The following is a 21,549-nucleotide window of genomic DNA, read 5'->3' as shown; positions in this document are numbered from 1 at the left end:
GCGAGGCATCCTCGCACCACCGGTAGCGTGACGCGTGTGAGCCGCCAGCCCTTGGGAGTCATCGCCGGCAGCGGCTTCCCCACCCTCGACGTACTGGACGGGGCGCGCGCCGAGAGCGTCGGGACGGCATACGGGCCGGTCGACGTGACCCGCGGGACGTGGCACGGACACCCCGTCGTCTTCGTCCCCCGGCACGGCGTCGGGCACGTCGTCCCGCCCCACCGGATCGAGTACCGCGCGATCGTCCGCGCCCTCGCCGATCTCGGCGTCCGCGACGTCGTCGCGGTCAACGTCACCGGCGGGATCGACCCCGACCTCCGGCCCGGCGAGCTGGTCTGCGTCGACGACTTCCTCGACCTCACCCGCCGTCGGGAGTCGACGTTCCACGACGGTGAGGGTGCGGGCGGCGTCGTCCACACGGACATGACGACCGCCTACGACCCGGAGCTGCGGCGCGAGGTGCTGGACGCCGCGAGCGCGATCGGGCAGCCGGTCGTCGACGGCGGTGTCTACGCCTGCTTCGACGGCCCCCGCTTCGAGTCGCCCGCCGAGATCCGCCTCGCCGCCCTCGCCGGCGGCACGGTGGCCGGGATGACCGGCGTGCCCGAGGTGACCCTCGCCGCCGAGGCCGGGCTCCGGTACGCCGCGGTCAGCCTCGTCGTCAACCCGGCGGCGGGCGTCCGGCCGGGCGAGCCGATCACGATGGCGGAGATCTCGGCCGTCATGGAGACGGGTGTGCCGCGGGTCCTCGCCGTCCTCGACGAGCTCGTCCACACCCGCGCCGTGCTCACCGGCGAGGCCGTGCTCACCGGCGAGGACGACGCGTGAGCCGAGTGGTCGTGCGCGACCTCGCCCTCGTGGTGACGGTCGACGCCGAGGACACCGTCATGCGCGACGTCACGCTCGTCGTGGAGGACGGCGTCATCACGGCGATCGGCCCGGACGTGGCCCCGGCCATGGACGGCGACGGGAGCGAGGTCGTCATCGACGGCCGCGGGCGGCTCGCGCTCCCCGGCCTGGTCAACCTCCACACCCACCTGCCGATGACCCTGCTGCGGGGCATCGCCGAGGGCGTCGACCTGCAGGGCTTCCTCGAACGGGTCTGGGCGGCCGAGGGCGCCGTCATGGACCCCGCGACGGTCGAGCTCGGCGCCACCCTCGGGGCCCTGGAGTCGCTGCTGGGCGGCTGCACGACCCAGCTCGACATGTACTTCCACCACGAGGCCGCGCACCGCGGCGCCGTCGCGGCCGGGTCGCGCCACGTCGGCGGGCCGACCTTCTTCGACGGCCCGGGTCCCGACGGGCTGGCGTGGGAGGAGCGGATCGCCGGCCTGCGCGGGTGGCCGTCGGCGATCCGCGAGGCGGGAGGACCGCGGGTGCCGGTGGCGGCGATGCCACACAGCACCTACACCTGCTCGGTCGAGCACCTCGCCGAGGTGGCCCGGGTCCTGGCCGAGGTCACGGACCCCGAGGCCGGCGACCTCCCCCCGGTCCTGCACACCCACGTCTCCGAGAACGCCGCCGAGAACGCCGACCTGGCCGCCCGCCTCGGCGCCACCCCCACCGAGCTCCTTGCGTCCGCAGGAGTGGTCGGGAACGCGACCAGAGTTGCGGACGCGAGCCGGATGCGGGTCGTGTTCGGGCACGGGGTGCACCTGTCCGGCCCGGACCGGGCGACCGCTGCCGCCGCGGGTGTCACCGTCGCCCACTGCCCCGGGTCCAACCTCAAGCTCGCGTCCGGCGCCCTCGACTGGGCGCGGTGGCGGGCGGACGGCATACGGCTGGGGCTGGGCACCGACGGCTGCGCGAGCTCGAACGACCTCGACATGTGGCAGGTGATGCGCCAGGCCGCCCACCTCGCCGCCCTCACCAGCGGACGGCCCGACCTCCACGCGACCGAGATCCTGCGCGCCGCGACGATCGAGGGAGCACGGGCGCTCGGGATGGACGCCCTCATCGGCTCGCTCGAGGTCGGCAAGCGGGCCGACCTCGTCCTCCTCGACCTCGAGCAGCCGCACCTCGCCCCGGTCCACGACGTCCCCGCGCTCCTCGTGCACGCCGCCGGCAGGGGCGACGTCACGCACGTCCTCGTCGACGGCAGGATCGTCGTCAGCGACCGCCGCAGCACCCTGCTGGACACGCGTGAGCTCCTCGACCGGTGTCGCGCCCGGGCTCGCGACGCGGCCGCGGCCGCCGCCGCCGCCCACGCCCACGCCCACGCCCACGCCGCCGCCGTCGTCGACGCTCGGGAAGCCTGACCCGCATGCGCTCCGCCGAGCAGGTCATCGACGAGCTGAGGATGAAGCCCCTCCCCGACGAGGGCGCGTTCTACGTCGAGGGTCCCCGGACGCAGGAGCTGTCCTCCGTCCTCGTCCTGCTCACCGCCGCCCCCGAGGGCTTCTCGGCGATGCACCGGCTCACCGTCGACGAGGGGTGGCAGTGGCTCGAGGGTGCGCCGACGGCCCTGCTCCGTCTGCACGAGAGCCCGAGGCGCAACCGCGGGACCCTCTCGCTGCTCGACGCCACCCGCCGGCAGATGCTCGTGCGCCGAGGGGTGTGGCAGGGTGCGGCGACCCTGGGCGACTGGAGCCTGGTCTCCTGCTGGTGCAGCCCCGCCTACCGACCGCAGCACTTCACCCTCGGCGAGCGCGCTCCGCTCGTCGCGCGCTTCCCGGAGTATGCCGCGGAGATCGCCGCGCTGACCCGCCAGTAACGAGACGGCAACGGATTGGCAAGCCCGTCTCAGAGGGCGGAGCGGACGGCTACAGTTCGGGGGCATCCTGCACACCCCCAAGGAGTAGACCCCTATGAAGGCCAAGCCTTTCCTCGTCGCGGCCCCCGCCGCCCTCGCCCTCGTTCTCGCCGGCTGTGGCGGTAGCACCGGCGACACCAGCTCGGACGGCAGCTCGGCCGCCCCCAAGGACTGCTCCTCGGCGGACGTGTTCTGCATCGGTCTCGTCACCGACAAGGGCACCATCGACGACAAGTCGTTCAACCAGGCCGCCTGGGAGGGCGTCAAGGCTCTCGAGGGCGAAGGTGTCCAGACGAAGTACATCGAGACCAAGGACTCCAAGGACTACCCGGCGAACATCAAGCAGTTCACCGACCAGAAGTACGACTCCATCGTCACCGTCGGCTTCCTCATGGGCGAGGCGACCGTGACCGCGGCCAAGGCCAACCCGACCGTCAAGTTCATCGGTGTCGACCAGTTCCAGGACGCCGCGAAGACGGCCCCGAACGTCACCGGCCTGATCTTCCCCGAGGCTAACGCGGGCTACGCCGCCGGCTACCTCGCCGGCCTCATGACCAAGACGAGCAAGATCGGCATCGTCCTCGGCGAGGAGATCCCGCCGACCCAGATGTACGCCAAGGGCTACGAGCTGGGGTCCAAGGCCGCCAACCCCAAGATCTCGGTCGCGAAGGTCTACCACCCCGCCGGCCCCAACGCCTTCTCCGACTCCCCGTGGGGTGCCGGTGAGGCCAAGAAGATGCTCGCGCAGGGTGCGGACATCATCTTCGGCGCCGGTGGCGGCACCGGCAACGGCGCCCTCGGCGAGGTCGCCAAGTCCTCCGGCGCGGGCACCTCCCTCTTCTGCATCGGCGTCGACGTCGACCAGTGGGAGACCGTCCCCGAGGCGCACCCGTGCCTCGTGACGTCGGCCGAGAAGAAGCTCGTCGACGGCACCACCGAGCTGCTCAAGCAGGCCAAGGACGGCTCCATCAAGGGCGGCAACTTCCTCGGCAAGACCGGCCTGTCCGAGTACCACGACTTCGACTCGAAGATCCCCGCGGACGTCAAGACCAAGGTCGAGGACGTCATCAAGAAGCTCGAGGACGGCAGCCTCAAGGTCGCCTGACCCACAGCACGACCGCACGCTCGGTCGGCTGTGGCGGCGAGCCGCGAACCGCCCGGTTCACGACCGCTCGTCCGATACAGTCCGAGCATGCTTCCGACGGAACGGGTGCCCTCTCCGGAGGGCACCCGTTCCTCCGTTCCCACACCACCGGAGAGTCATGGCTGACCCCGACCGCCCACCGGCGAAGGACACCCCGCCCGACGCCGGCGGTGCCCCCGCGACGGCGCCGGCCGAGGCGCCCGCGGTGCCCGTCGTCGCCGAGCGCGGCGCCCCGCCGCCCCCCACCGGGCTGCTCGGCTTCCTCGTGCGGCACCAGGCGATCGTCGTGCCGATCCTGGCCGTCGTCCTCGCGTTCGCCATCGGCGCGATCCTCATCCGGGCCCAGGGCTTCAACCCGACCTACGCGTACCAGCGGCTCTTCCAGCGCTCCTTCCTCACCGAGGGCGGGTTGCTCGCCACGCTGCAGAAGACGACGCCGCTCATCCTCGTCGGCCTGGCCGTCGCGATCCCGCTCAAGGTCGGCCTGTTCAACATCGGTGGCCAGGGCCAGCTCATGGCCGGCGGCATCGGCGCCGCCTGGATCGCCCACTCGCTGCGCGACCTGCCCGTCCCGGTCCTCGTCATCGTCAGCGTCATCGCCGGCCTGCTCTTCGGCGCGATGTGGGCCTCGATCGCCGCGCTGCTCAAGACCACCCGCGGCGTCCACGAGGTGATCTCGACGATCATGCTCAACTCGATCGCCGTCGGCCTCATCGACTGGCTCATCAACGGCGGGCCGCTGGCCGACACCAGCCAAGTCTTCCCGACCACCCACGCGGTGCGTGAGGACGCGCGGCTCCTCCCGCTCGGTGTCCTCCCCTGGGGCCTCCCGGTCGCCCTCATCCTCGCCGTCCTCGTCGCCTGGATGCTCAAGCGCACCACCCTCGGCTTCGAGCTCCAGACGGTGGGCCGCAACCGGTTCGCCGCCGGGTACGCCGGGATCTCGACAACGAAGGCGACGATCATCGCCATGGCCACGTCCGGTGCGCTCGCCGGACTGGCCGGGACCCTCGAGCTCCTGCAGATCGAGCCGTACCGCTACCAGAGCGGCATCGCCGGCAGCCTCGGCTTCGACGGCATCACCATCGCCCTGCTCGCCCGCGGCAACCCGCTCGGCACGATCCCGGCGGCGATCCTCGTCGGGGCGATGCGTGCCGGGGCGCCGAGCCTGCAGTTCGAGCTGGGCATCCGCCCCGAGGTCGTCGACGTCCTCCTCGCCATCACGCTGCTCATGGTGTCGCTGCCCGTCATCGCGAAGTGGATCTTCCGCCGACACACGGCGAAGCAGACGCAGCTCGCCGGAAGCTGGGGTGCCTGACATGGAGTGGTTCCTGCGCAACAAGGTCTGGGCGACGACGGCCCTGCTCGTCCTCGTGGCGGCATACGCGTTCTACTTCGTGAACTCCAACATCGCCGTGTCGATGTTCTCCTACGCCTGGTTCCTCGCCGTGCCGCTCGTCCTCGGCGCCATGGTCGGCGTCATCGGCGAGCGCTCGGGTGTGGTCAACATCGGCATCGAGGGCCAGATGCTCGTGGGGGCGTTCGCCGCCTTCTTCGCCGCCGCCGCGACCCAGTCGGTCATCATCGGTGTCATCGCCGGCGCGCTGTCCGGCATCGCGATGGGCGCCTTCCTCGCCTTCACCACCGTCAAGGGCCAGCTCGACCAGATCATCGCCGGTGTCGTCATCAACATCGTCGCCACCGGCATCACGTCGTTCTACTACGAGTCCGGCAAGACGATCCCCCGCGGCCTGCCGAACTTCGACGTGCCCCTGCTCTCGAAGATCCCGCTCATCGGGCCGGTGTTCTTCTCGGACGGGCCGATCGCCCTCTTCGCGCTCGTCATCGCGCTCGTGCTGCACGTGCTGCTCTTCAAGACGCGCTGGGGTCTGCGGACCCGCGCCGTCGGCGAGTACCCGTCGGCAGCCGACACCGCCGGCATCAACGTCGTCGGCCTGCGGCTGTTCAACGTCACCGTCGCCGGCACCCTCGCGGGCATCGCCGGCACCTACCTGTCGATGGAGGCGACGAGCACCTTCGAACGGGACATGAGTGCGGGTCGAGGCTTCCTCGCGCTGGCGATCCTCATCTTCGGCGCCTGGCGCCCGATGCGCGCCCTGGCGGCGGCGCTGTTCTTCGGCTTCATGTCGGCGTCCGCCTCGCAGCTCCAGGCGAGCAACGTCGTCGACATCCCCCAGCAGTTCATCAACCTCCTGCCCTACGTCCTCACCCTCGTCGTGCTCGCCGCGGCGGCCGGTCGGGTCCGGGCACCGGGCGCCGTGGGGCAACCGTTCGTGAAGGGCGACTGACATGACCGACACCCAGGCAGAGGTCCACGAGGCCGGCCGCTCCCGCGAGACCCTCCTCGAGATCGAGGGCCTCTCGAAGGCGTTCGGCACCGTCCGCGCCAACGAGGACATCTCGCTGCGGGTCGACCGGGGCGAGATCGTCGCCCTCCTCGGTGAGAACGGCGCCGGCAAGTCGACCCTGGTCAAGCAGATCTTCGGGCTGATGACCCCCGACGCCGGCACGATCACGATCAAGGGTGACTCGAGCCGGATCAAGGACCCCAAGGACGCCATCCGCCGCGGCATCGGCATGGTGCACCAGCACTTCCAGCTCGTGCCGGTCATGACGGTGGCGGAGAACATGATGCTCGGCCACGAGAGCACCCGCAGCGGGATGCTCGACCTCGACGGCGCCCGCGACATGGTCCGTGAGCTGTCGGCGCGGCACAACCTCTCCGTCGACCCCGACGCCGAGGTCGAGGACCTGCCCGTCGGCACCCAGCAGCGCGTCGAGATCCTCAAGGCCCTCTCCCGCGAGGTCGACCTGCTCATCCTCGACGAGCCGACCGCCGTCCTCACCCCCCAGGAGACCGACGAGCTGCTCGGGGTCATGAAGGACCTCGCCGCCGGCGGGACCTCCATCGTCTTCATCACGCACAAGCTGCGCGAGGTGCTCTCGGTGGCCGACCGCTGCTACGTCCTGCGCCAGGGCAAGGTCGTCGGGGGCGTCGACGACCTGTCGTCCACGACGACGAGCGACCTCGCCAGCATGATGGTCGGCCGCGAGGTCGTCCTGCGGGTCGACAAGGCCGAGGCGACGCCGGGCGAGACCGTGCTGTCGATCAAGGACCTCCACGTCCGCGACGACCGTGGCCTTCCGGCCGTCGACGGCTTCGACCTCGAGGTCCGCGCGGGCGAGATCGTCGGGGTCGCGGGGGTCGAGGGCAACGGACAGCGCGAGCTCGTCGAGAGCCTCGCCGGGATGCGTCCCCCGGTCAGCGGCTCCGTCCACCTCGGCTCGGGAGCCGACGCCGTCGACATCACCCGCTCCAACGCCCGCGACACCAACAACGCCGGCGTCGGCCACATCCCCGAGGACCGCGAGAAGCACGGACTCGTCGGGGGCTACTCCATCGCCGACAACCTCGTCCTCAACCGCTTCGACGAGGCGCCCTTCGCCAAGGGGTTCATCCGCGACTTCGGCGCGGTGCGCGAGTACGCCGAGGGCCTGCGGACCGAGTTCGACATCCGCTCTCCCAACGTCGAGGCACCGGCCGCGTCGCTGTCCGGTGGCAACAAGCAGAAGGTCGTCGTCGCCCGGGAGATGTCCGCGCGTCCGCGGCTGCTCATGGCGGCCCAGCCGACCCGCGGCGTCGACGTGGGCTCGATCGAGTTCGTCCACCGCCGCATCGTCGAGGCCCGCGACGCCGGGGCCGCCGTCCTCCTCGTCTCGGCCGAGCTCGACGAGGTGCTCTCGCTCGCGGACCGGATCGCGGTCATCCACGGCGGCAAGGTCGTCGCGGAGATCGCTGGCAAGGACGCCGACCGCACCGAGATCGGACGCCTCATGGCCGGCGACTCCGACTCCCACTGACGTCGACCTTCCCGTGGCACTCTGGGTTCATGGCTGACGCCCCGAAGGTCGTGACCCGGACGCTCGAGCTCCCCGACGTGGACCTCGTCCACGACGTGCGTGGGCCGCTCCCCACCGCGGACGGGCGGCCGCCGCTGCTCATGATCGGGCAACCGATGTGCGCGGACGGCTTCGAGGCCCTGGCGGCCGAGTTCCCCGACCGCACCGTCGTCACCTACGACCCCCGGGGGCTGGGCCGCAGCACGACGCGCAGGGACGGTCGCACCGACCAGACGCCCGAGGACCAGGCGGCGGACCTGCACGCCCTCGTCAAGCACCTGGGTGCCGGTCCCGTCGACGTCTTCGCCAGCAGCGGCGGGGCGGTCGCCGCCCTCACGTGGGTCGCCTCCCACCCCGGGGACCTCGTCACCGTCGTCGCCCACGAACCCCCGGTCATGGGGGCGCTCCCGGATGCGGAGGCCGCGACGCGCGCGTCCGACGAGGTGGCGCGCGCCTACGCGGAGCGCGGTTTCGGGGCGGGGATGGCCGCCTTCATCAGGATGACCAGCTGGCAGGGCGAGTTCACCGACGAGTACTTCGCACAACCCCCGGCCGACCCCGCCCAGTTCGGTCTGCCGACCGAGGACGACGGGTCCCGCGACGACCCGCTGCTCTCGGACCGCGCCGACGCCGTGACGGACGCCCGACCGGACCTCGACGCGCTCCGGCGCTCGGAGCCCCGCCTCGTGCTCGCCGTGGGCGAGGAGACCGGCGACACCATCACGGCGCGCACCACCCGCGGGCTGGCCGAGCAGGTCGGCCTGCCGGTGGCCGTCTTCCCCAGCCACCACGGCGGCTTCGCGAGCGCGGAGGGTCCGTGGCCGGGCCAGCCCGTCGCATTCGGGGCACGGCTCGCCGAGGTGCTCGCCGACCGGTAGCGCCCGTCCGTGGGCCGGATCACGACCTACGGACTCGTAACCTACGGGAACGTAGGTTACGCTGGCGTCCGTGACTGCAACGCTGAACCGCCTCGCCCCCAGCCGACGCCCCGCGCGCCTGGCCGGGCTGCTCGACGGCGCGCGCAAGGTCGCGGAGGCCATCGCGACGCCGCTGGTCCCCTCCGACTACCTCGACCTCATCGACCCGCTCCGGGCCGGCGCCGAACTGCGTGGACGCATCGTCTCGGTGGCCCACGAGACCGCCGACGCCGCCACGATCACGATCCGCCCGGGGAAGGGCTGGCTCGGCCACCGGCCCGGCCAGTACATCCGGATCGGCATCGACATCGACGGCGTCCGCCACTGGCGCGCGTACTCCCTGACCCACCGGGCCGACGCCTCGGACGGCCTCATCAGCATCACCACCAAGGCCATCCCGGACGGCAAGGTGAGCAACCACCTCGTCCGCCAGGCCACCCCGGGCACGCTCGTCATGCTCGACCAGGCGACCGGCGACTTCACCCTCCCCCAGGCAGTGCCCGCCAAGGCACTGTTCCTCACCGCCGGCTCGGGCATCACCCCGGTCATCGGCATGCTGCGCAACCACCTGGGCGAGCTCCCCGACGTCGCCCACGTCCACTGCGCGCCGACCGAGGCCGACGTGATCTTCCGTGAGGAGCTGCGCGGGTATGCCGCCGCGAGCCGGCTCACGCTGCACGAGAACCACGACGACGTGGCCGGGATCCTCGACCTCGCCTCCCTGGACGACCTCGTCCCCGACTGGCGCGAGCGCGAGGTCTGGGTCTGCGGCCCGACCGGCCTCCTCGACGCCGCCGAGGCCCACTGGGCCGAAGCCGGCCTGGCCGAGCTGCTCCACGTCGAGCGCTTCCGGCCCAGCATCATCGAACCCGGCGAGGGTGGCAGCGTCACCTTCGAGGCCAGCGGCGTCACCGTCGACGCCGACGGCTCCACCCCGATCCTCGACGCCGGCGAGGCCGCCGGCGTCCTCATGCCGAGTGGCTGCCGGATGGGCATCTGCTTCGGCTGCGTCGTCACCATGCGCGACGGCGCCGTGCGCGACCTGCGCAGCGGCGAGATCACCGTGGCGGACGAGTCCACCACCGGCACCAAGATCCAGACCTGCATCAACGCCGTCGCCGGCCGCTGCGACATCGAACTCTGACCCACCTCCCCGATGACCCCGTCCTCAACTCGCCAATTCCCCCACTCGGCACAGACACGCCGACGGACCGTGCCCAACGGGGGAATTGGCGAGAAAAGCACACGACGAAGGAGCACCTCATGACTCTCGCCCCTGAGCGCACCCGCACCACCCCCACGACGAGCGCCCCCACGACCCCCGGCATCAACTCGCGGCTGTCGGTGACGAGCGCCGAGCCCCGGCCGCAGCGCCCCGAGTTCAAGAAGTCCGGCCGCCCCAACCCGGCCGCCCACCTCTCCGCGGAGCAGATCGAGGAGATCGGGCGCGAGCTCGACGCCCTGCGCCAGGAGGTCCTGGACTCACGCGGGGCCAAGGACGCGGCCTATATCCGCAAGGTCATCAAGACCCAGCGCTACATCGAGATGGGCAGCCGCGCCGCCCTCCTCTTCTCCGGCGTCAAGGTCAAGGGCGTCCGCCCCATGTGGTGGCTCGGCACGGCCGGGCTCTCCGTCGCCAAGATCCTCGAGAACATGGAGATCGGCCACAACGTCATGCACGGCCAGTGGGACTGGATGCGTGACCCGAAGATCCACTCGACCGCGTGGGAGTGGGACAACGCCTCCCCGTCGAGCCAGTGGAAGCACAGCCACAACGAGATCCACCACACGTTCACCAACGTCCTCGGCCGCGACAACGACCTCGGCTACGGCATCCTGCGGGTCGACGAGGACCAGAAGTGGACCCTCTTCTACCTCTTCCAGCCGATCTGGCACGTCGCCAACGCGCTGCTCTTCGAGTACTCCATCGCGGCGTACGACCTCGAGCTCGGCGGCTACCTCGCCAAGAAGAACCGGATGAGCGACGAGGACAAGGCCAAGTTCCGCGCGGACGCGCAGGAGGTCGTCACCAAGATCAAGCGCCAGGCGACCAAGGACTACCTCGTCCACCCCGCCATGGCCGCGGCGACGTTCACCGGCTCGACCCGGCACACCCTGACCGCGAACATCGTCGCCAACCTCGTCCGCAACGTCTGGACCAACACCGTCATCATCTGCGGCCACTTCCCGCCCGGGATCGAGACCTTCGAGAAGGCCTCGATCGAGGGCGAGACCCGTGGTGACTGGTACCTGCGCCAGATGCTCGGCTCCGGCAACATCTCCGGCTCCAAGGCGATGCACGTCATGACCGGCAACCTCAGCCACCAGATCGAGCACCACCTCTTCCCGGACCTGCCGAGCAACCGCTACGCCGAGATCGCCCCCCGGATCCGTGACCTCATGGACCGCAACGACCTCAAGTACGTCAGCGGCAACCTCGCCAAGCAGGTCGGCGGCGTCTACTGGAAGGTCGTCGAGCTGTCGCTCCCGCCCAAGCGCGAGGGCACGACGCGACGCGCGACGATCCTGCGCGCGGCGAAGCGGGCCGTCCGGGGCAAGGGCGGGGCCGGCCGGCGGTACTGACCGCCACGGCGACACGCGGCACCAGATGTGGTCCCCGCGATGGCTCGCGCGTCCACATATGGTGACGCCTGCAGCTGGTTCACCGCCGCACTCCGGTGCGGTGGTGAGGCAACAGGGAACCCGGTGCAAGACCGGGACTGCCCCGCAGCGGTGAGTGGGAACGACCGCCATCTCCCCGGCATCCGCCGGGGAAACAGCACTTCGCCTTCGGGCGGGGGAAGCGATGGCCAGTAGGCGGCTTCGGCCGAGCCCGCGAGTCCGAAGACCTGCCAGCGCACCGTGCCCGCCCGGGCACGGTGGTCCGAGGCCTCGTGGGACGGCCGACGACAGGTCAGGACATCGTCGCGGCACCCCGTTTTCGGGTATGCCGTCCGCTCCCCTCTCGTGACCGTCGTCCCCCCGCGCGACCACGGACCTCCAGGTCTGGTCTCGCGAGGAGAGAGTCATGACAGTGGTGGAGCACCGCCCCCAGATGCACGTCCGCAAGCGCAACGGCGACAGCGAACCGGTGGACGTCGGCAAGATCGTCCGCGCGGTCGAGCGGGTCAGCGCCGACCTGCTCGAGATCGACCCGCTGCGGGTCGCGACCCGCACCATCAGCGGCCTCTACGACGGGGCCACGACGCAGGAGCTGGACCAGCTGTCGATCCAGACGGCGGCCCAGATGATCGGCGAGGAGCCGCAGTACTCGCGCCTCGCCGCCCGGCTGCTCGCGGGCTTCCTCGACAAGGAGGTCCGGGGCCAGGGCGTCGCGTCGTTCAGCCAGTCGGTCGCGCTCGGGCACGCCGAGGGCCTCATCGGCGACGACACGGCCCGGTTCGTCAAGGACCACGCCCGCAAGCTGGACTCGGCGGTCGACCCGCTCGGTGACCACCGCTTCGAGTACTTCGGGCTGCGCACGGTCGGCGACCGCTACCTGCTGCGCCACCCGACCTCCCGGCTCGTCATCGAGACGCCGCAGTACTTCCTGCTCCGGGTGGCGTGCGGTCTCGCCACCTCGGCCCGGGAGGCGATCGGCTTCTACCGGCTCATGTCGAGCCTGGCCTACCTGCCCTCGAGCCCGACGCTGTTCAACTCGGGCACCGCGCACCCGCAGATGTCCTCCTGCTACCTCGTCGACAGCCCGCGTGACGAGCTCGACTCGATCTACTCGCGCTACCAGCAGGTGGCCCGGCTCTCGAAGTTCGCCGGCGGCATCGGCATCGGCTTCTCCCGCGTGCGCTCGCGGGGCGCGCTCATCCGCGGCACCAACGGGCAGTCGAACGGCATCGTGCCCTTCCTGCGGACCCTCGACTCGTCCGTCGCCGCGGTCAACCAGGGCGGCCGGCGCAAGGGTGCGGCCTGCGTCTACCTCGAGCCGTGGCACCCTGACGTCGAGGAGTTCCTCGAGCTGCGCGACAACACCGGCGAGGACGCCCGCAGGGCCCACAACCTCAACCTCGCCAACTGGATCCCGGACGAGTTCATGCACCGGGTCGAGGCGGACGAGACGTGGTCGCTCGTCGACCCCGACCAGGCGCCCGAGCTCGTCGACCTCTGGGGCCCGGCCTTCGACGAGGCGTACCGGCTGGCCGAGGCCGAGGGCCGCTGGGTCCGCCAGGTCAAGGCACGCGACCTCTACGCGAAGATGATGCGCACCCTGGCGCAGACCGGCAACGGGTGGATCACCTTCAAGGACGCGGCCAACCGCACCTGCAACCAGACCTCCGACGACGGTGGGGTCGGTGCCCCCGTCGTGCACCTGTCCAACCTCTGCACCGAGATCCTCGAGGTCTCCTCCGACGGCGAGACCGCCGTCTGCAACCTCGGGTCGGTCAACGTCGCCGCCCACCTCACCCGGGACCGCGACGCCGTCGACTGGGACCGGCTGCGGGCGACGGTCCGCACGGCCGTGCCGTTCCTCGACCGGGTCATCGACATCAACTACTACCCCTCGCCCGAGTCCGCGGCGTCGAACCCGCGCTGGCGTCCGGTGGGTCTGGGCCTCATGGGGCTGCAGGACGTGTTCTTCGCCCTGCGCCTGCCCTTCGACTCCCCGGAGGCGAAGGAGCTGTCGACCCGCATCTCCGAGGAGATCTACCTCACCGCGCTCGAGGTCTCGACGGGGCTGGCCGAGCGCCACGGTGCGCACCCGGCATACGACTCGACGCGGGCGAGCACCGGGATGCTGCAGCCCGACCTCTGGGACGTGACCGGCACGCAGACGCAGCGGTGGGCGGCGGTCCGCGAGCGCATCGCCGCCCACGGGCTGCGCAACAGCCTGCTCATCGCGATCGCGCCGACGGCGACGATCGCCTCGATCGCCGGCTGCTACGAGTGCATCGAGCCGCAGGTGTCCAACCTCTTCAAGCGCGAGACGCTCAGCGGCGAGTTCATGCAGGTCAACACCGCCCTGGTGCGCGAGCTCAAGACCCGCGGCCTGTGGACGCCGGAGGTCCGCGAGCAGGTCAAGCGCGCCGAGGGGTCGGTCCAGGGAGTCACCGCCCTGCCCGAGGACGTGCGGCTGCTGTTCCGGACGGCGTGGGAGCTGCCGCAGAAGGCGCTCATCGACCTCGCCGCGGCCCGGCAGCCGTTCATCGACCAGAGCCAGTCGCTCAACCTGTTCCTCGCCTCGCCGACGATCGGGAAGCTCTCGTCGATGTACCTCTACGCGTGGAAGGCCGGGCTCAAGACGACGTACTACCTGCGCTCGCGCCCGGCGACCCGGATCCAGCAGGCGACGACGAGCGTCAGCGCGCCCGTCGCGCCCGTCGCGCCCGTGACCACGTCGAGCACCCCCACCACCGACGAGGCGGCGGTCGCCTGCTCCCTCGAGAACCCCGAGACCTGCGAGGCCTGCGAATGAGCACCACCCAACCCCCCAGCCACACCCCGACGCGGATGCTGCTCGACCCGGGGATGAACCTCACCCTGCGGCCGATGCGCTACCCACACTTCTACGACCGCTACCGCGACGCCATCAAGAACACGTGGACCGTCGAGGAGGTCGACCTGCACTCCGACCTCGCGGACCTGCGGCGGCTCACCGACGCCGAGCGGCACCTCGTGTCGCGGCTCGTGGCCTTCTTCGCGACCGGGGACACGATCGTTGCGAACAACCTCGTGCTCAACCTCTACCAGCACGTCAACTCGCCGGAGGGCCGGCTCTACCTCTCGCGCCAGCTGTTCGAGGAGGCCGTGCACGTGCAGTTCTACCTCACGCTGCTCGACACCTACGTGCCCGACGAGGCCGAGCGGCACGAGGCGTTCGCGGCCGTCGACACCATCGCGTCGATCAAGCACAAGGCGGACTTCTGCTTCCGGTGGATCGACACCGTCTTCGAGCTCGACGCCCTCGAGACGCGGGAGCACCGTCGCGCGTTCCTGCTCAACCTCATCTGCTTCGCGGCCGTCATCGAGGGGCTGTTCTTCTACGGCGCCTTCGCCTACGTCTACTTCCTGCGCTCGCGCGGGCTGCTCAACGGGCTGGCGTCGGGGACGAACTGGGTCTTCCGGGACGAGTCGATGCACATGGCGTTCGCGTTCGACGTCGTCGACACCGTCCGCGAGGAGGAGCCGGAGCTGTTCGACGACGAGATGGCCGGCCAGGTCCGCCAGATGCTCGTGGAGGGTGTCGAGGCCGAGGCGCAGTTCGCCGACGACCTCCTCGGGGGCGGGGTCGCGGGGCTCTCGCCGACCGACATGCGCAGCTACCTCGAGCACGTCGCCGACCGCCGGATGCAGCGGCTCGGGCTCGAACCGATCTACGGCTCGCCGAACCCGCTGGCCTTCATGGACCTGCAGGACGTGCAGGAGCTCTCGAACTTCTTCGAGCGCCGGGTCTCCGCCTACCAGGTGGGGGTGAGCGGCTCGGTCGGCTTCGACGAGGACTTCTGAGCCGTCGACCCGACCGCACGTGTATGCCGTGTGCCCACGCAGGGGTGGGCACACGGCATACGCGCTGCTGGGTGTCCGACCCGCACCCGGCGTCGGCACGCACCCGGCGGAGCCGTCATAATTCATCCACCAGGGATGTTGTCCCGGGGAGCTTGTCCACGACGAGAGACCTCAGTCAACCCCCATCACACAGACCACTGCGCGGATGGAGGCACTCACGATGATCACGATCGTGGCGCTGCACTTCCTCGCGGCCGCACTGGCTCCCGTCCTCGTCCGCCATCTGCAGCGACGCGCCTTCCTCCTGCTCGCGCTGGTCCCGCTCGGGTCGTTCGTCTGGCTCCTCGGGCCGGCCGAGGCGGCGTTCGACGGCGACGTGCGGACCGAGCAGGTCACGTGGATCCCGTCCATCGACGTGCAGATCGACCTCGCCCTGACCCCGCTCAACGCCCTCATGGCGCTCGTCGTCACCGGGGTCGGCGCGCTGGTCCTGGCCTACTGCACGTGGTACTTCCGGGAGGGCGACCGCGAGATCTGGCGCTTCTCGGCGGTGCTCACCGCCTTCGCCGGGTCGATGCTCGGGCTCGTCGTCGCCGACAACCTCTACGTGCTCTACGTCTTCTGGGAGCTCACGACCGTCCTGTCGTTCCTGCTCATCGGCCACAACCCCGAGCGCAAGGCCAACCGCCGGGCGGCGATGAACGCCCTCATCGTCACGACCTTCGGCGGGCTGGTCATGCTCGGTGGGCTGTTCGTCCTCGGCCACGAGGCGGGCACCGCGCGGATCACCGAGATCGTCGCCGGGCCGCCGACCGGGACGGCCACGACGGTCGCCGTCCTCCTCATCCTCGTCGGGGCGATCAGCAAGTCCGCGCTCGTGCCGTTCCACTTCTGGCTGCCCGGGGCCATGGCCGCGCCCACCCCGGTGAGCGCCTACCTGCACGCCGCGGCGATGGTCAAGGCCGGCGTCTTCCTCGTCGCCCTGCTCGCCCCCGCCTTCTCCGACATCCCCGGCTGGCGCCCCCTGCTGCTCGTGACCGGCCTGGTGACGATGATCATCGGCGGGCTGCGGGCGCTGCGCCAGCACGACATCAAGCTCCTCCTCGCCTACGGCACCGTGAGCCAGCTCGGGTTCCTCATCGCGGTCGTCGGCGCGGGCACCCAGGCGGCCGCGTTCGCCGGGCTCGCGCTCGTCCTCGGCCACGCGCTCTTCAAGTCGGCCCTCTTCCTCGTCGTCGGGGTCATCGACCGCAGCACCGGCACGCGCGACCTGCGCGAGCTCACCGGGCTCTTCCGCTCGCTCCCCGTGCTGTTCGGCGCCGCGCTGCTCGCCGCCGCGTCGATGGCCGGCATCCCGCCGCTCCTCGGCTTCACCGCCAAGGAGGCCGCACTCGCCGCCTTCCTCGACCTCGGGGAGGACGCCGACCTCGGGGTGTGGGGTCCGCTCGCCCTCGTCGGCCTCGTCGTCGGGTCGACGCTGACGGTCGCGTACACGGCCCGCTTCATGTGGGGGGCGTTCGGGGTCCGCACCGTCACGCCGCCCTCGGTCGCGACGCCCCGCGCCGGCCTCGTCGCCGCCCCGGTGGTCCTCGCCGGCCTGTCCCTCGTGGCCGGGTTCGCCGGCGCCCCGCTCACCTCGCGTCTCATGGCGTATGCCGGTGAGTTCCCCTCGGGTGCGCACGCGCCGCTGCTCACCCTGTGGCACGGCCTCACCCCGGCCCTCGGGCTGTCCGTGCTCGCCGTCACCGGCGGCCTTCTCCTCTGGGTGGCCCGGCGCCGGGTGTCGTCGGCGCAGGGTCGGCTCGTCGACCGGCTGCACGTCCCCGAGGCCGAGATCGTCTACCACGGCGTCATCCGCGCGGTGGACCGGCTGTCGATCGAGGTCACCGGCCGGACCCAGCGGGGCTCGCTGCCGGTCTACCTCGGCATCATCCTGCTCGTGCTGGTCGTCGTCCCCGGCATCACGCTCGTCACGACATGGCAGGGCGTCGACGTCCGCGGCCCCGACAACCTCCTCCAGGTCGCCATCGTCGCCGTCGTCGTCGTGGCGGCCATCCTCACCGTGCGCTCCCGGCGGCGGCTGCGGGCCGTGCTGCTCCTCGGCGTCACCGGCTACGGCACCGCCCTGCTCTTCGTCGCGCACGGCGCCCCCGACCTCGCGCTGACCCAGGTACTCGTCGAGACCTTCTCGATCGTGACGTTCGTGTTCGTCATGCGCCGGCTTCCCCCGTTCTTCTCCGACCGCCCGTTCACGTCGGCGCGACGCATCCGGGTCGCCATCGGGTGCCTCACGGGGCTGGCCGTCGGCGGCTACGCCCTGCTCGCCGCGGACGCCCGGACGGCGTCCCCGGTGGGGTACGACTTCGCCGGGCCGGCCTACGACTACGGCGGCGGCAACAACATCGTCAACATCACCCTCGTCGACATCCGGGTCTGGGACACCTTCGGTGAGATCGCCGTCCTCGTCGTCGCCGCGACCGGTGTCGCGAGCCTCATCTTCCTGCTCACCGACCGGGCCACCTCGCACCGCGAGAGCCGGCGCATCCGGGCCGCCGAGGACTCCGGGTGGCTGCGTGGGGCCGGGCTCATCGCCGACCGCCGACGCTCGGTGGTCTTCGAGATCGTCGCACGCGTCGTCTTCCCCGTGCTCATGGTCTTCTCGATCTACCTCATGTTCGCGGGGCACAACCTGCCCGGCGGAGGCTTCGCCGGTGGGCTCATCGCTGGGCTGGCGCTCATGGTCCGCTACCTCGCCGGAGGACGCGCCGAGCTCGACACCGCGGCCCCGATCGACGCCGGCGTGGTCCTGGGGTCCGGCCTGGTCATCGCCGCCCTGTCAGGTGCCGTCCCGGCGCTCATCGGCTTCAACGCCTTCCAGAGCGGCATCTTCGACATCCCCGTCGGACCGTTCGGCGAGGTCCACCTCGTGACGTCGCTGTTCTTCGACATCGGCGTCTACCTCGTCGTCGTCGGTCTCGCACTCGACGTGCTCCGCAGCCTCGGCGGCGGCATCGACAAGCAGGGTGAGGACAGCGGCGCGGTCGAGGCCGCACCGCGGGAGGTGTCCGTCCCATGAGCACCAACGTCGTGCTCGTCGTCGCGATCGTCGTCCTCGTCGCGTGCGGAACGACCCTCGTCCTCGAGCGGAGCCTCACCCGCATCCTCGTGGGCTTCGTCATGCTCGGCAACGGCGTCAACCTCGTCTTCCTCGTCGCGTCCGGCCCCGCCGGACGTGCTCCGATCATCGGCACGGGCGACGAGCCGATGACCGACCCCCTGCCGCAGGCGATGGTGCTCACGGCCATCGTCATCACCCTCGGCGTCACCGCGTTCGGCCTCGCGCTGGCCTACCGGGCGTGGCAGCTCACCGGGCACGACGACGTGCAGGACGACGTCGAGGACGACCTCGTGATCCGCCGCGCCGACCTCGACCGCCCCTCCGCCTCCTTCGACGACGTCACCGCGGGCATGCCCGACGAGGAGGGCGAGGACGAGCAGTCCGCGTCCGGCGACAACACCGGGACGGACGCGGCCGACCGAATCGCCGCCGAGAGGGGGGAGGCGTGACCCAGATCGTCGTCCTCCCGGTGCTGTTGCCGCTGCTCGGCGCCGGGCTCTGCCTCGTCTTCGGCCGCTCGGCCTCGGCGCAGCGCCTCATCTCCGTCCTCGTGCTCGGCACCGTCGTGGTCACCGCAGCGACCCTGCTCGTGCGCGCCGACCGCTACGGCCCGCAGTCGGTCTCGATCGGCGGCTGGGGGCCCGACATCGGCATCTCGCTCGTCGCCGACCGGCTCTCGGCGCTCATGCTGCTCGTGTCGACCTTCGTCACCCTCTGCGTCCTGCTGTACTCGTTCGGCCAGGGCATCGTCGAGTACGGCCGCGAGACCCCGCTGTCGGTCTTCCACCCGACCTTCCTCGTCCTCAGCGCCGGGGTGTCCAACGCGTTCCTCTCGGCCGACCTGTTCAACCTCTTCGTCGGGTTCGAGGTCCTGCTCGCCGCGAGCTACGTGCTCATCACCCTCGGCGGCACCGAGGCCCGCATCCGGGCGGGCACGATCTACGTCATCGTCAGCCTCATCTCGTCGACGATCTTCCTCATCGCCCTCGCCTGCGTCTACGCCGCGACCGGCACGGTGAACTTCGCCGAGCTCGCCGTCCGCGTCGGCGACCTGCCCCCCGGCGTGGCCCAGATGCTGCAGCTGCTGCTGCTCACGACGTTCTGCATCAAGGCGGCGGTGTTCCCGCTGTCGGCCTGGCTGCCCGACTCGTACCCGACGGCGCCGGCACCCGTGACCGCCGTCTTCGCCGGTCTCCTCACCAAGGTCGGCATCTACGCGATCGTGCGGACCCAGACGCTGCTCTTCCCCGGCGACAACCTGCGCGGCCTGCTCCTGTGGGCCTCGATCCTCACGATGGTCATCGGGATCCTCGGCGCGGTCGCACAGTCCGACGTCAAACGCATCCTGTCCTTCACGCTCGTCAGCCACATCGGGTTCATGCTGTTCGGCATCGCCTACGCCACGCAGCTCGGGCTCTCGGGCGCCATCTTCTACATCGCCCACCACATCACCGTGCAGACCGTCCTGTTCCTCATCGCCGGGCTCATCGAGTACCGCACCGGCACGACGAACCTCAGCCGTCTCGGCGGCCTGGCCCGCTCCGCTCCGGTGCTGTCGGTGCTGTTCTTCGTGCCCGCGATGAACCTCGCCGGCATACCGCCGTTCTCCGGCTTCCTCGGGAAGGTCGCCCTCGGGCAGGCCGGCATCGCGGCCGGCGACTGGCTGGCGATCACCGCGGTGGCCGCCTCGATCCTCACGAGCCTGCTCACCCTCTATGCGATCGCCAAGGTGTGGAACCGTGCGTTCTGGCAGCCGGTCGACCCCGACGCCGAGCACGACGACGACGACGAGTGGTCGCACGGACCGCTGCACGGGCACCAGCAGGTCTCCACCGGGACCCAGGTCATGACCATGTGGGAGAAGGTCGCGACCACGCAGCGGATCCCACTCGCGATGGGCCTGCCGACCGTCCTGCTCGTCGCCTTCAGCGTCGCGCTCACCGTCTTCGCCGGACCGCTCTTCGAGATCACCGACCGGGCCGGCGCCGAGCTCCTCCAGCGCACGCCGTACATCGAGGCCGTCCTCGGGGACCGGCCATGAGCGGGTCCTGGCCGATGATCGTCGTGCTGACCGTCATCTGGGTGCTGCTCTGGGGTGCCGTGACGCCGACCATCGTCGTGGGTGGCGTCCTCGCCGCCGTGCTCGTCGTCACCGTCTTCCCGTTCCCCAAGGCGCCGTGGACGTGGGTCGTGCGTCCGTGGCCGACGCTCGTCCTCACGGTGCGATTCCTGTGGGACCTCGTCCGGGCGAGCATCGAGGTGTCCTGGTTCGCGCTGCGCCCCAGCGGCCCGCCACCCAGCGCCCTGCTGCGGATCGACCTGCGCAGCCGCTCGGAGCTGCTCATGACCATCACGTCCGAGCTCGTCTGCCTCGTCCCGGGGTCCCTGCTCGTCGAGCTCGACTCCGAGGAGGGCGCCATCTACCTGCACGTCATGTCGGCCGCGACCGACGACGACATCGAGGCGTTCCGCCTGTCCGTCCTCGAGCAGGAGCGGCGGGTCGTCAGGGCGTTCGCCCCCCGCGTCGAGCGCGACGCCGTGTGCAGCGGAGTGCGGGCATGACCGTCGTCGGGATCATCTGTGCCGCCCTGCTCGCCGTCAGCGGGGCCCTCTGCCTCATCCGCGTCGTCCGGGGGCCCTCGATGCTCGACCGGACCGTCGCCACCGACGTCTTCGTCGCGGCCATCGTCGGCGCGGTCGGGGTGCACGCCGCCGTCGGGCGCTACTCGACCACCGTCTCGGTGCTGCTCGCCCTGTCGCTCGTGGGCTTCCTCGGGTCGGTGAGCATCGCCCGGTTCGCCGCCCGCGACGGCGACGGCAGCCCGCACCTCGAGGACGGTGACCACGCATGATCGACGTCCTCGCCGGGGCCTGCCTCATCCTCGGTTCGCTGCTCGCCCTCATCGCCGGCATCGGCCTGGTGCGCTTCCCCGACGTGCTCACCCGGATGCACGCGGCGACCAAGCCGCAGACCCTCGGCGTCCTGCTCATCCTGCTCGGCCTGGCCCTGCGCGTGGAGGACCGCAGCGTCCTCGCCGTCATCGCCCTCGCGGCCGTCTTCCAGCTCGTCACCGCTCCGGTGTCGGCGCACATGCTCGGCCGGGCGGCCCTGCGGGCAGGCCACATCGACCGCGCGCGACTGTCCCGCGACGACCTCCTCGAGCACGACGCCGAGACGAGGTCCGACCCGGCGGCGGACGGCCCGACGACGACCCACAGGGACCACGGCTAGCCTGCC

Annotated in this window: 18 protein-coding genes and 1 riboswitch; all 18 genes read left to right on the top strand. The window is 71.1% G+C overall.

Features of this window, described 5'->3' with window-relative positions:
- The first annotated feature begins 36 nt into the window (after nucleotides 1-36).
- The 18 genes from N801_RS08495 to mnhG all read left to right on the top strand — a co-directional run bounded on the left by N801_RS08495 (nucleotide 37) and on the right by mnhG (nucleotide 21,543).
- Complete coding sequence (locus tag N801_RS08495; RefSeq protein WP_052112775.1) at nucleotides 37-828, top strand: S-methyl-5'-thioinosine phosphorylase; 792 nt, start codon at nucleotides 37-39, stop codon at nucleotides 826-828.
- Entirely contained in the window at nucleotides 825-2,258 is a 1,434-nt protein-coding gene (locus N801_RS08490) for an amidohydrolase family protein (protein ID WP_156996627.1), read from the top strand. The genes N801_RS08495 and N801_RS08490 overlap by 4 nt, the downstream gene beginning before the upstream one ends.
- Before the next feature lie 5 nt (nucleotides 2,259-2,263).
- On the top strand, nucleotides 2,264-2,713 hold the full coding sequence (locus tag N801_RS08485; RefSeq protein ID WP_035936244.1) for a cupin domain-containing protein: 450 nt from the start codon (nucleotides 2,264-2,266) through the stop codon (nucleotides 2,711-2,713).
- Between the two features lie 94 nt (nucleotides 2,714-2,807).
- On the top strand, nucleotides 2,808-3,857 hold the full coding sequence (locus tag N801_RS08480; RefSeq protein ID WP_035936241.1) for a BMP family lipoprotein: 1,050 nt from the start codon (nucleotides 2,808-2,810) through the stop codon (nucleotides 3,855-3,857).
- A gap of 157 nt (nucleotides 3,858-4,014) precedes the next feature.
- Nucleotides 4,015-5,214 (top strand): ABC transporter permease, encoded by a 1,200-nt coding sequence (locus tag N801_RS08475; RefSeq protein WP_052112773.1) that lies wholly within the window; start codon nucleotides 4,015-4,017, stop codon nucleotides 5,212-5,214.
- A gap of 1 nt (nucleotide 5,215) precedes the next feature.
- The gene (locus N801_RS08470; RefSeq protein WP_245618312.1) at nucleotides 5,216-6,205 is read left to right on the top strand and encodes an ABC transporter permease; all 990 of its coding nucleotides are present in this window, start codon (nucleotides 5,216-5,218) and stop codon (nucleotides 6,203-6,205) included.
- Nucleotide 6,206: 1 nt separating this feature from the next.
- Nucleotides 6,207-7,778 carry an ABC transporter ATP-binding protein gene (locus N801_RS08465; RefSeq protein WP_035936235.1) on the top strand — a complete coding sequence of 524 codons (1,572 nt, stop codon included), beginning with the start codon at nucleotides 6,207-6,209 and terminating at the stop codon, nucleotides 7,776-7,778.
- Nucleotides 7,779-7,807: 29 nt separating this feature from the next.
- Nucleotides 7,808-8,695, top strand: a complete 888-nt coding sequence (locus N801_RS08460) for an alpha/beta fold hydrolase (RefSeq protein ID WP_035936232.1) — start codon at nucleotides 7,808-7,810, stop codon at nucleotides 8,693-8,695.
- 70 nt (nucleotides 8,696-8,765) lie between these two features.
- Complete coding sequence (locus N801_RS08455; protein ID WP_211254692.1) at nucleotides 8,766-9,878, top strand: ferredoxin reductase; 1,113 nt, start codon at nucleotides 8,766-8,768, stop codon at nucleotides 9,876-9,878.
- A gap of 119 nt (nucleotides 9,879-9,997) precedes the next feature.
- A complete protein-coding gene (locus tag N801_RS08450) occupies nucleotides 9,998-11,317 on the top strand; it encodes a fatty acid desaturase family protein (protein WP_035936231.1) in 1,320 nt (439 codons plus the stop codon).
- Between the two features lie 58 nt (nucleotides 11,318-11,375).
- A riboswitch (cobalamin riboswitch) is annotated at nucleotides 11,376-11,605 on the top strand.
- Between the two features lie 157 nt (nucleotides 11,606-11,762).
- Nucleotides 11,763-14,162 (top strand): ribonucleoside-diphosphate reductase subunit alpha, encoded by a 2,400-nt coding sequence (locus N801_RS08445; protein ID WP_035936229.1) that lies wholly within the window; start codon nucleotides 11,763-11,765, stop codon nucleotides 14,160-14,162.
- The gene (locus tag N801_RS08440; protein WP_211254691.1) at nucleotides 14,159-15,193 is read left to right on the top strand and encodes a ribonucleotide-diphosphate reductase subunit beta; all 1,035 of its coding nucleotides are present in this window, start codon (nucleotides 14,159-14,161) and stop codon (nucleotides 15,191-15,193) included. Before N801_RS08445 ends, N801_RS08440 begins: the two co-directional genes overlap by 4 nt.
- 220 nt (nucleotides 15,194-15,413) lie before the next feature.
- Complete coding sequence (locus N801_RS08435; RefSeq protein WP_035936225.1) at nucleotides 15,414-18,269, top strand: Na+/H+ antiporter subunit A; 2,856 nt, start codon at nucleotides 15,414-15,416, stop codon at nucleotides 18,267-18,269.
- A complete protein-coding gene (locus tag N801_RS08430) occupies nucleotides 18,266-18,760 on the top strand; it encodes a Na(+)/H(+) antiporter subunit C (RefSeq protein ID WP_035936223.1) in 495 nt (164 codons plus the stop codon). Before N801_RS08435 ends, N801_RS08430 begins: the two co-directional genes overlap by 4 nt.
- On the top strand, nucleotides 18,757-20,352 hold the full coding sequence (locus N801_RS08425; RefSeq protein ID WP_035936220.1) for a Na+/H+ antiporter subunit D: 1,596 nt from the start codon (nucleotides 18,757-18,759) through the stop codon (nucleotides 20,350-20,352). Before N801_RS08430 ends, N801_RS08425 begins: the two co-directional genes overlap by 4 nt.
- Nucleotides 20,349-20,873 (top strand): Na+/H+ antiporter subunit E, encoded by a 525-nt coding sequence (locus N801_RS08420; RefSeq protein WP_035936214.1) that lies wholly within the window; start codon nucleotides 20,349-20,351, stop codon nucleotides 20,871-20,873. Before N801_RS08425 ends, N801_RS08420 begins: the two co-directional genes overlap by 4 nt.
- On the top strand, nucleotides 20,870-21,163 hold the full coding sequence (locus N801_RS08415) for an MrpF/PhaF family protein (protein WP_035936211.1): 294 nt from the start codon (nucleotides 20,870-20,872) through the stop codon (nucleotides 21,161-21,163). Before N801_RS08420 ends, N801_RS08415 begins: the two co-directional genes overlap by 4 nt.
- Complete coding sequence (gene mnhG, locus N801_RS08410; protein ID WP_035936208.1) at nucleotides 21,160-21,543, top strand: monovalent cation/H(+) antiporter subunit G; 384 nt, start codon at nucleotides 21,160-21,162, stop codon at nucleotides 21,541-21,543. The genes N801_RS08415 and mnhG overlap by 4 nt, the downstream gene beginning before the upstream one ends.
- Nucleotides 21,544-21,549: the final 6 nt, after the last annotated feature.

The sequence above is a fragment of the Knoellia aerolata DSM 18566 genome, assembly GCF_000768695.1.
GTDB lineage: Bacteria > Actinomycetota > Actinomycetes > Actinomycetales > Dermatophilaceae > Knoellia > Knoellia aerolata.
This window is presented reverse-complemented; position numbering and strand designations above follow the sequence as displayed.

Bases quoted from the DNA above. Each gene is read 5' to 3' on its own strand.
- N801_RS08485 (WP_035936244.1), top strand. From the start codon at position 2,264: ATGCGCTCCGCCGAGCAGGTCATCGACGAGCTGAGGATGAAGCCCCTC.
- N801_RS08480 (WP_035936241.1), top strand. From the start codon at position 2,808: ATGAAGGCCAAGCCTTTCCTCGTCGCGGCCCCCGCCGCCCTCGCCCTC.
- N801_RS08475 (WP_052112773.1), top strand. From the start codon at position 4,015: ATGGCTGACCCCGACCGCCCACCGGCGAAGGACACCCCGCCCGACGCC.
- N801_RS08470 (WP_245618312.1), top strand. From the start codon at position 5,216: ATGGAGTGGTTCCTGCGCAACAAGGTCTGGGCGACGACGGCCCTGCTC.
- N801_RS08465 (WP_035936235.1), top strand. From the start codon at position 6,207: ATGACCGACACCCAGGCAGAGGTCCACGAGGCCGGCCGCTCCCGCGAG.
- N801_RS08460 (WP_035936232.1), top strand. From the start codon at position 7,808: ATGGCTGACGCCCCGAAGGTCGTGACCCGGACGCTCGAGCTCCCCGAC.
- N801_RS08450 (WP_035936231.1), top strand. From the start codon at position 9,998: ATGACTCTCGCCCCTGAGCGCACCCGCACCACCCCCACGACGAGCGCC.
- N801_RS08445 (WP_035936229.1), top strand. From the start codon at position 11,763: ATGACAGTGGTGGAGCACCGCCCCCAGATGCACGTCCGCAAGCGCAAC.
- N801_RS08440 (WP_211254691.1), top strand. From the start codon at position 14,159: ATGAGCACCACCCAACCCCCCAGCCACACCCCGACGCGGATGCTGCTC.
- N801_RS08435 (WP_035936225.1), top strand. From the start codon at position 15,414: ATGATCACGATCGTGGCGCTGCACTTCCTCGCGGCCGCACTGGCTCCC.
- N801_RS08430 (WP_035936223.1), top strand. From the start codon at position 18,266: ATGAGCACCAACGTCGTGCTCGTCGTCGCGATCGTCGTCCTCGTCGCG.
- N801_RS08420 (WP_035936214.1), top strand. From the start codon at position 20,349: ATGAGCGGGTCCTGGCCGATGATCGTCGTGCTGACCGTCATCTGGGTG.
- N801_RS08415 (WP_035936211.1), top strand. From the start codon at position 20,870: ATGACCGTCGTCGGGATCATCTGTGCCGCCCTGCTCGCCGTCAGCGGG.
- mnhG (WP_035936208.1), top strand. From the start codon at position 21,160: ATGATCGACGTCCTCGCCGGGGCCTGCCTCATCCTCGGTTCGCTGCTC.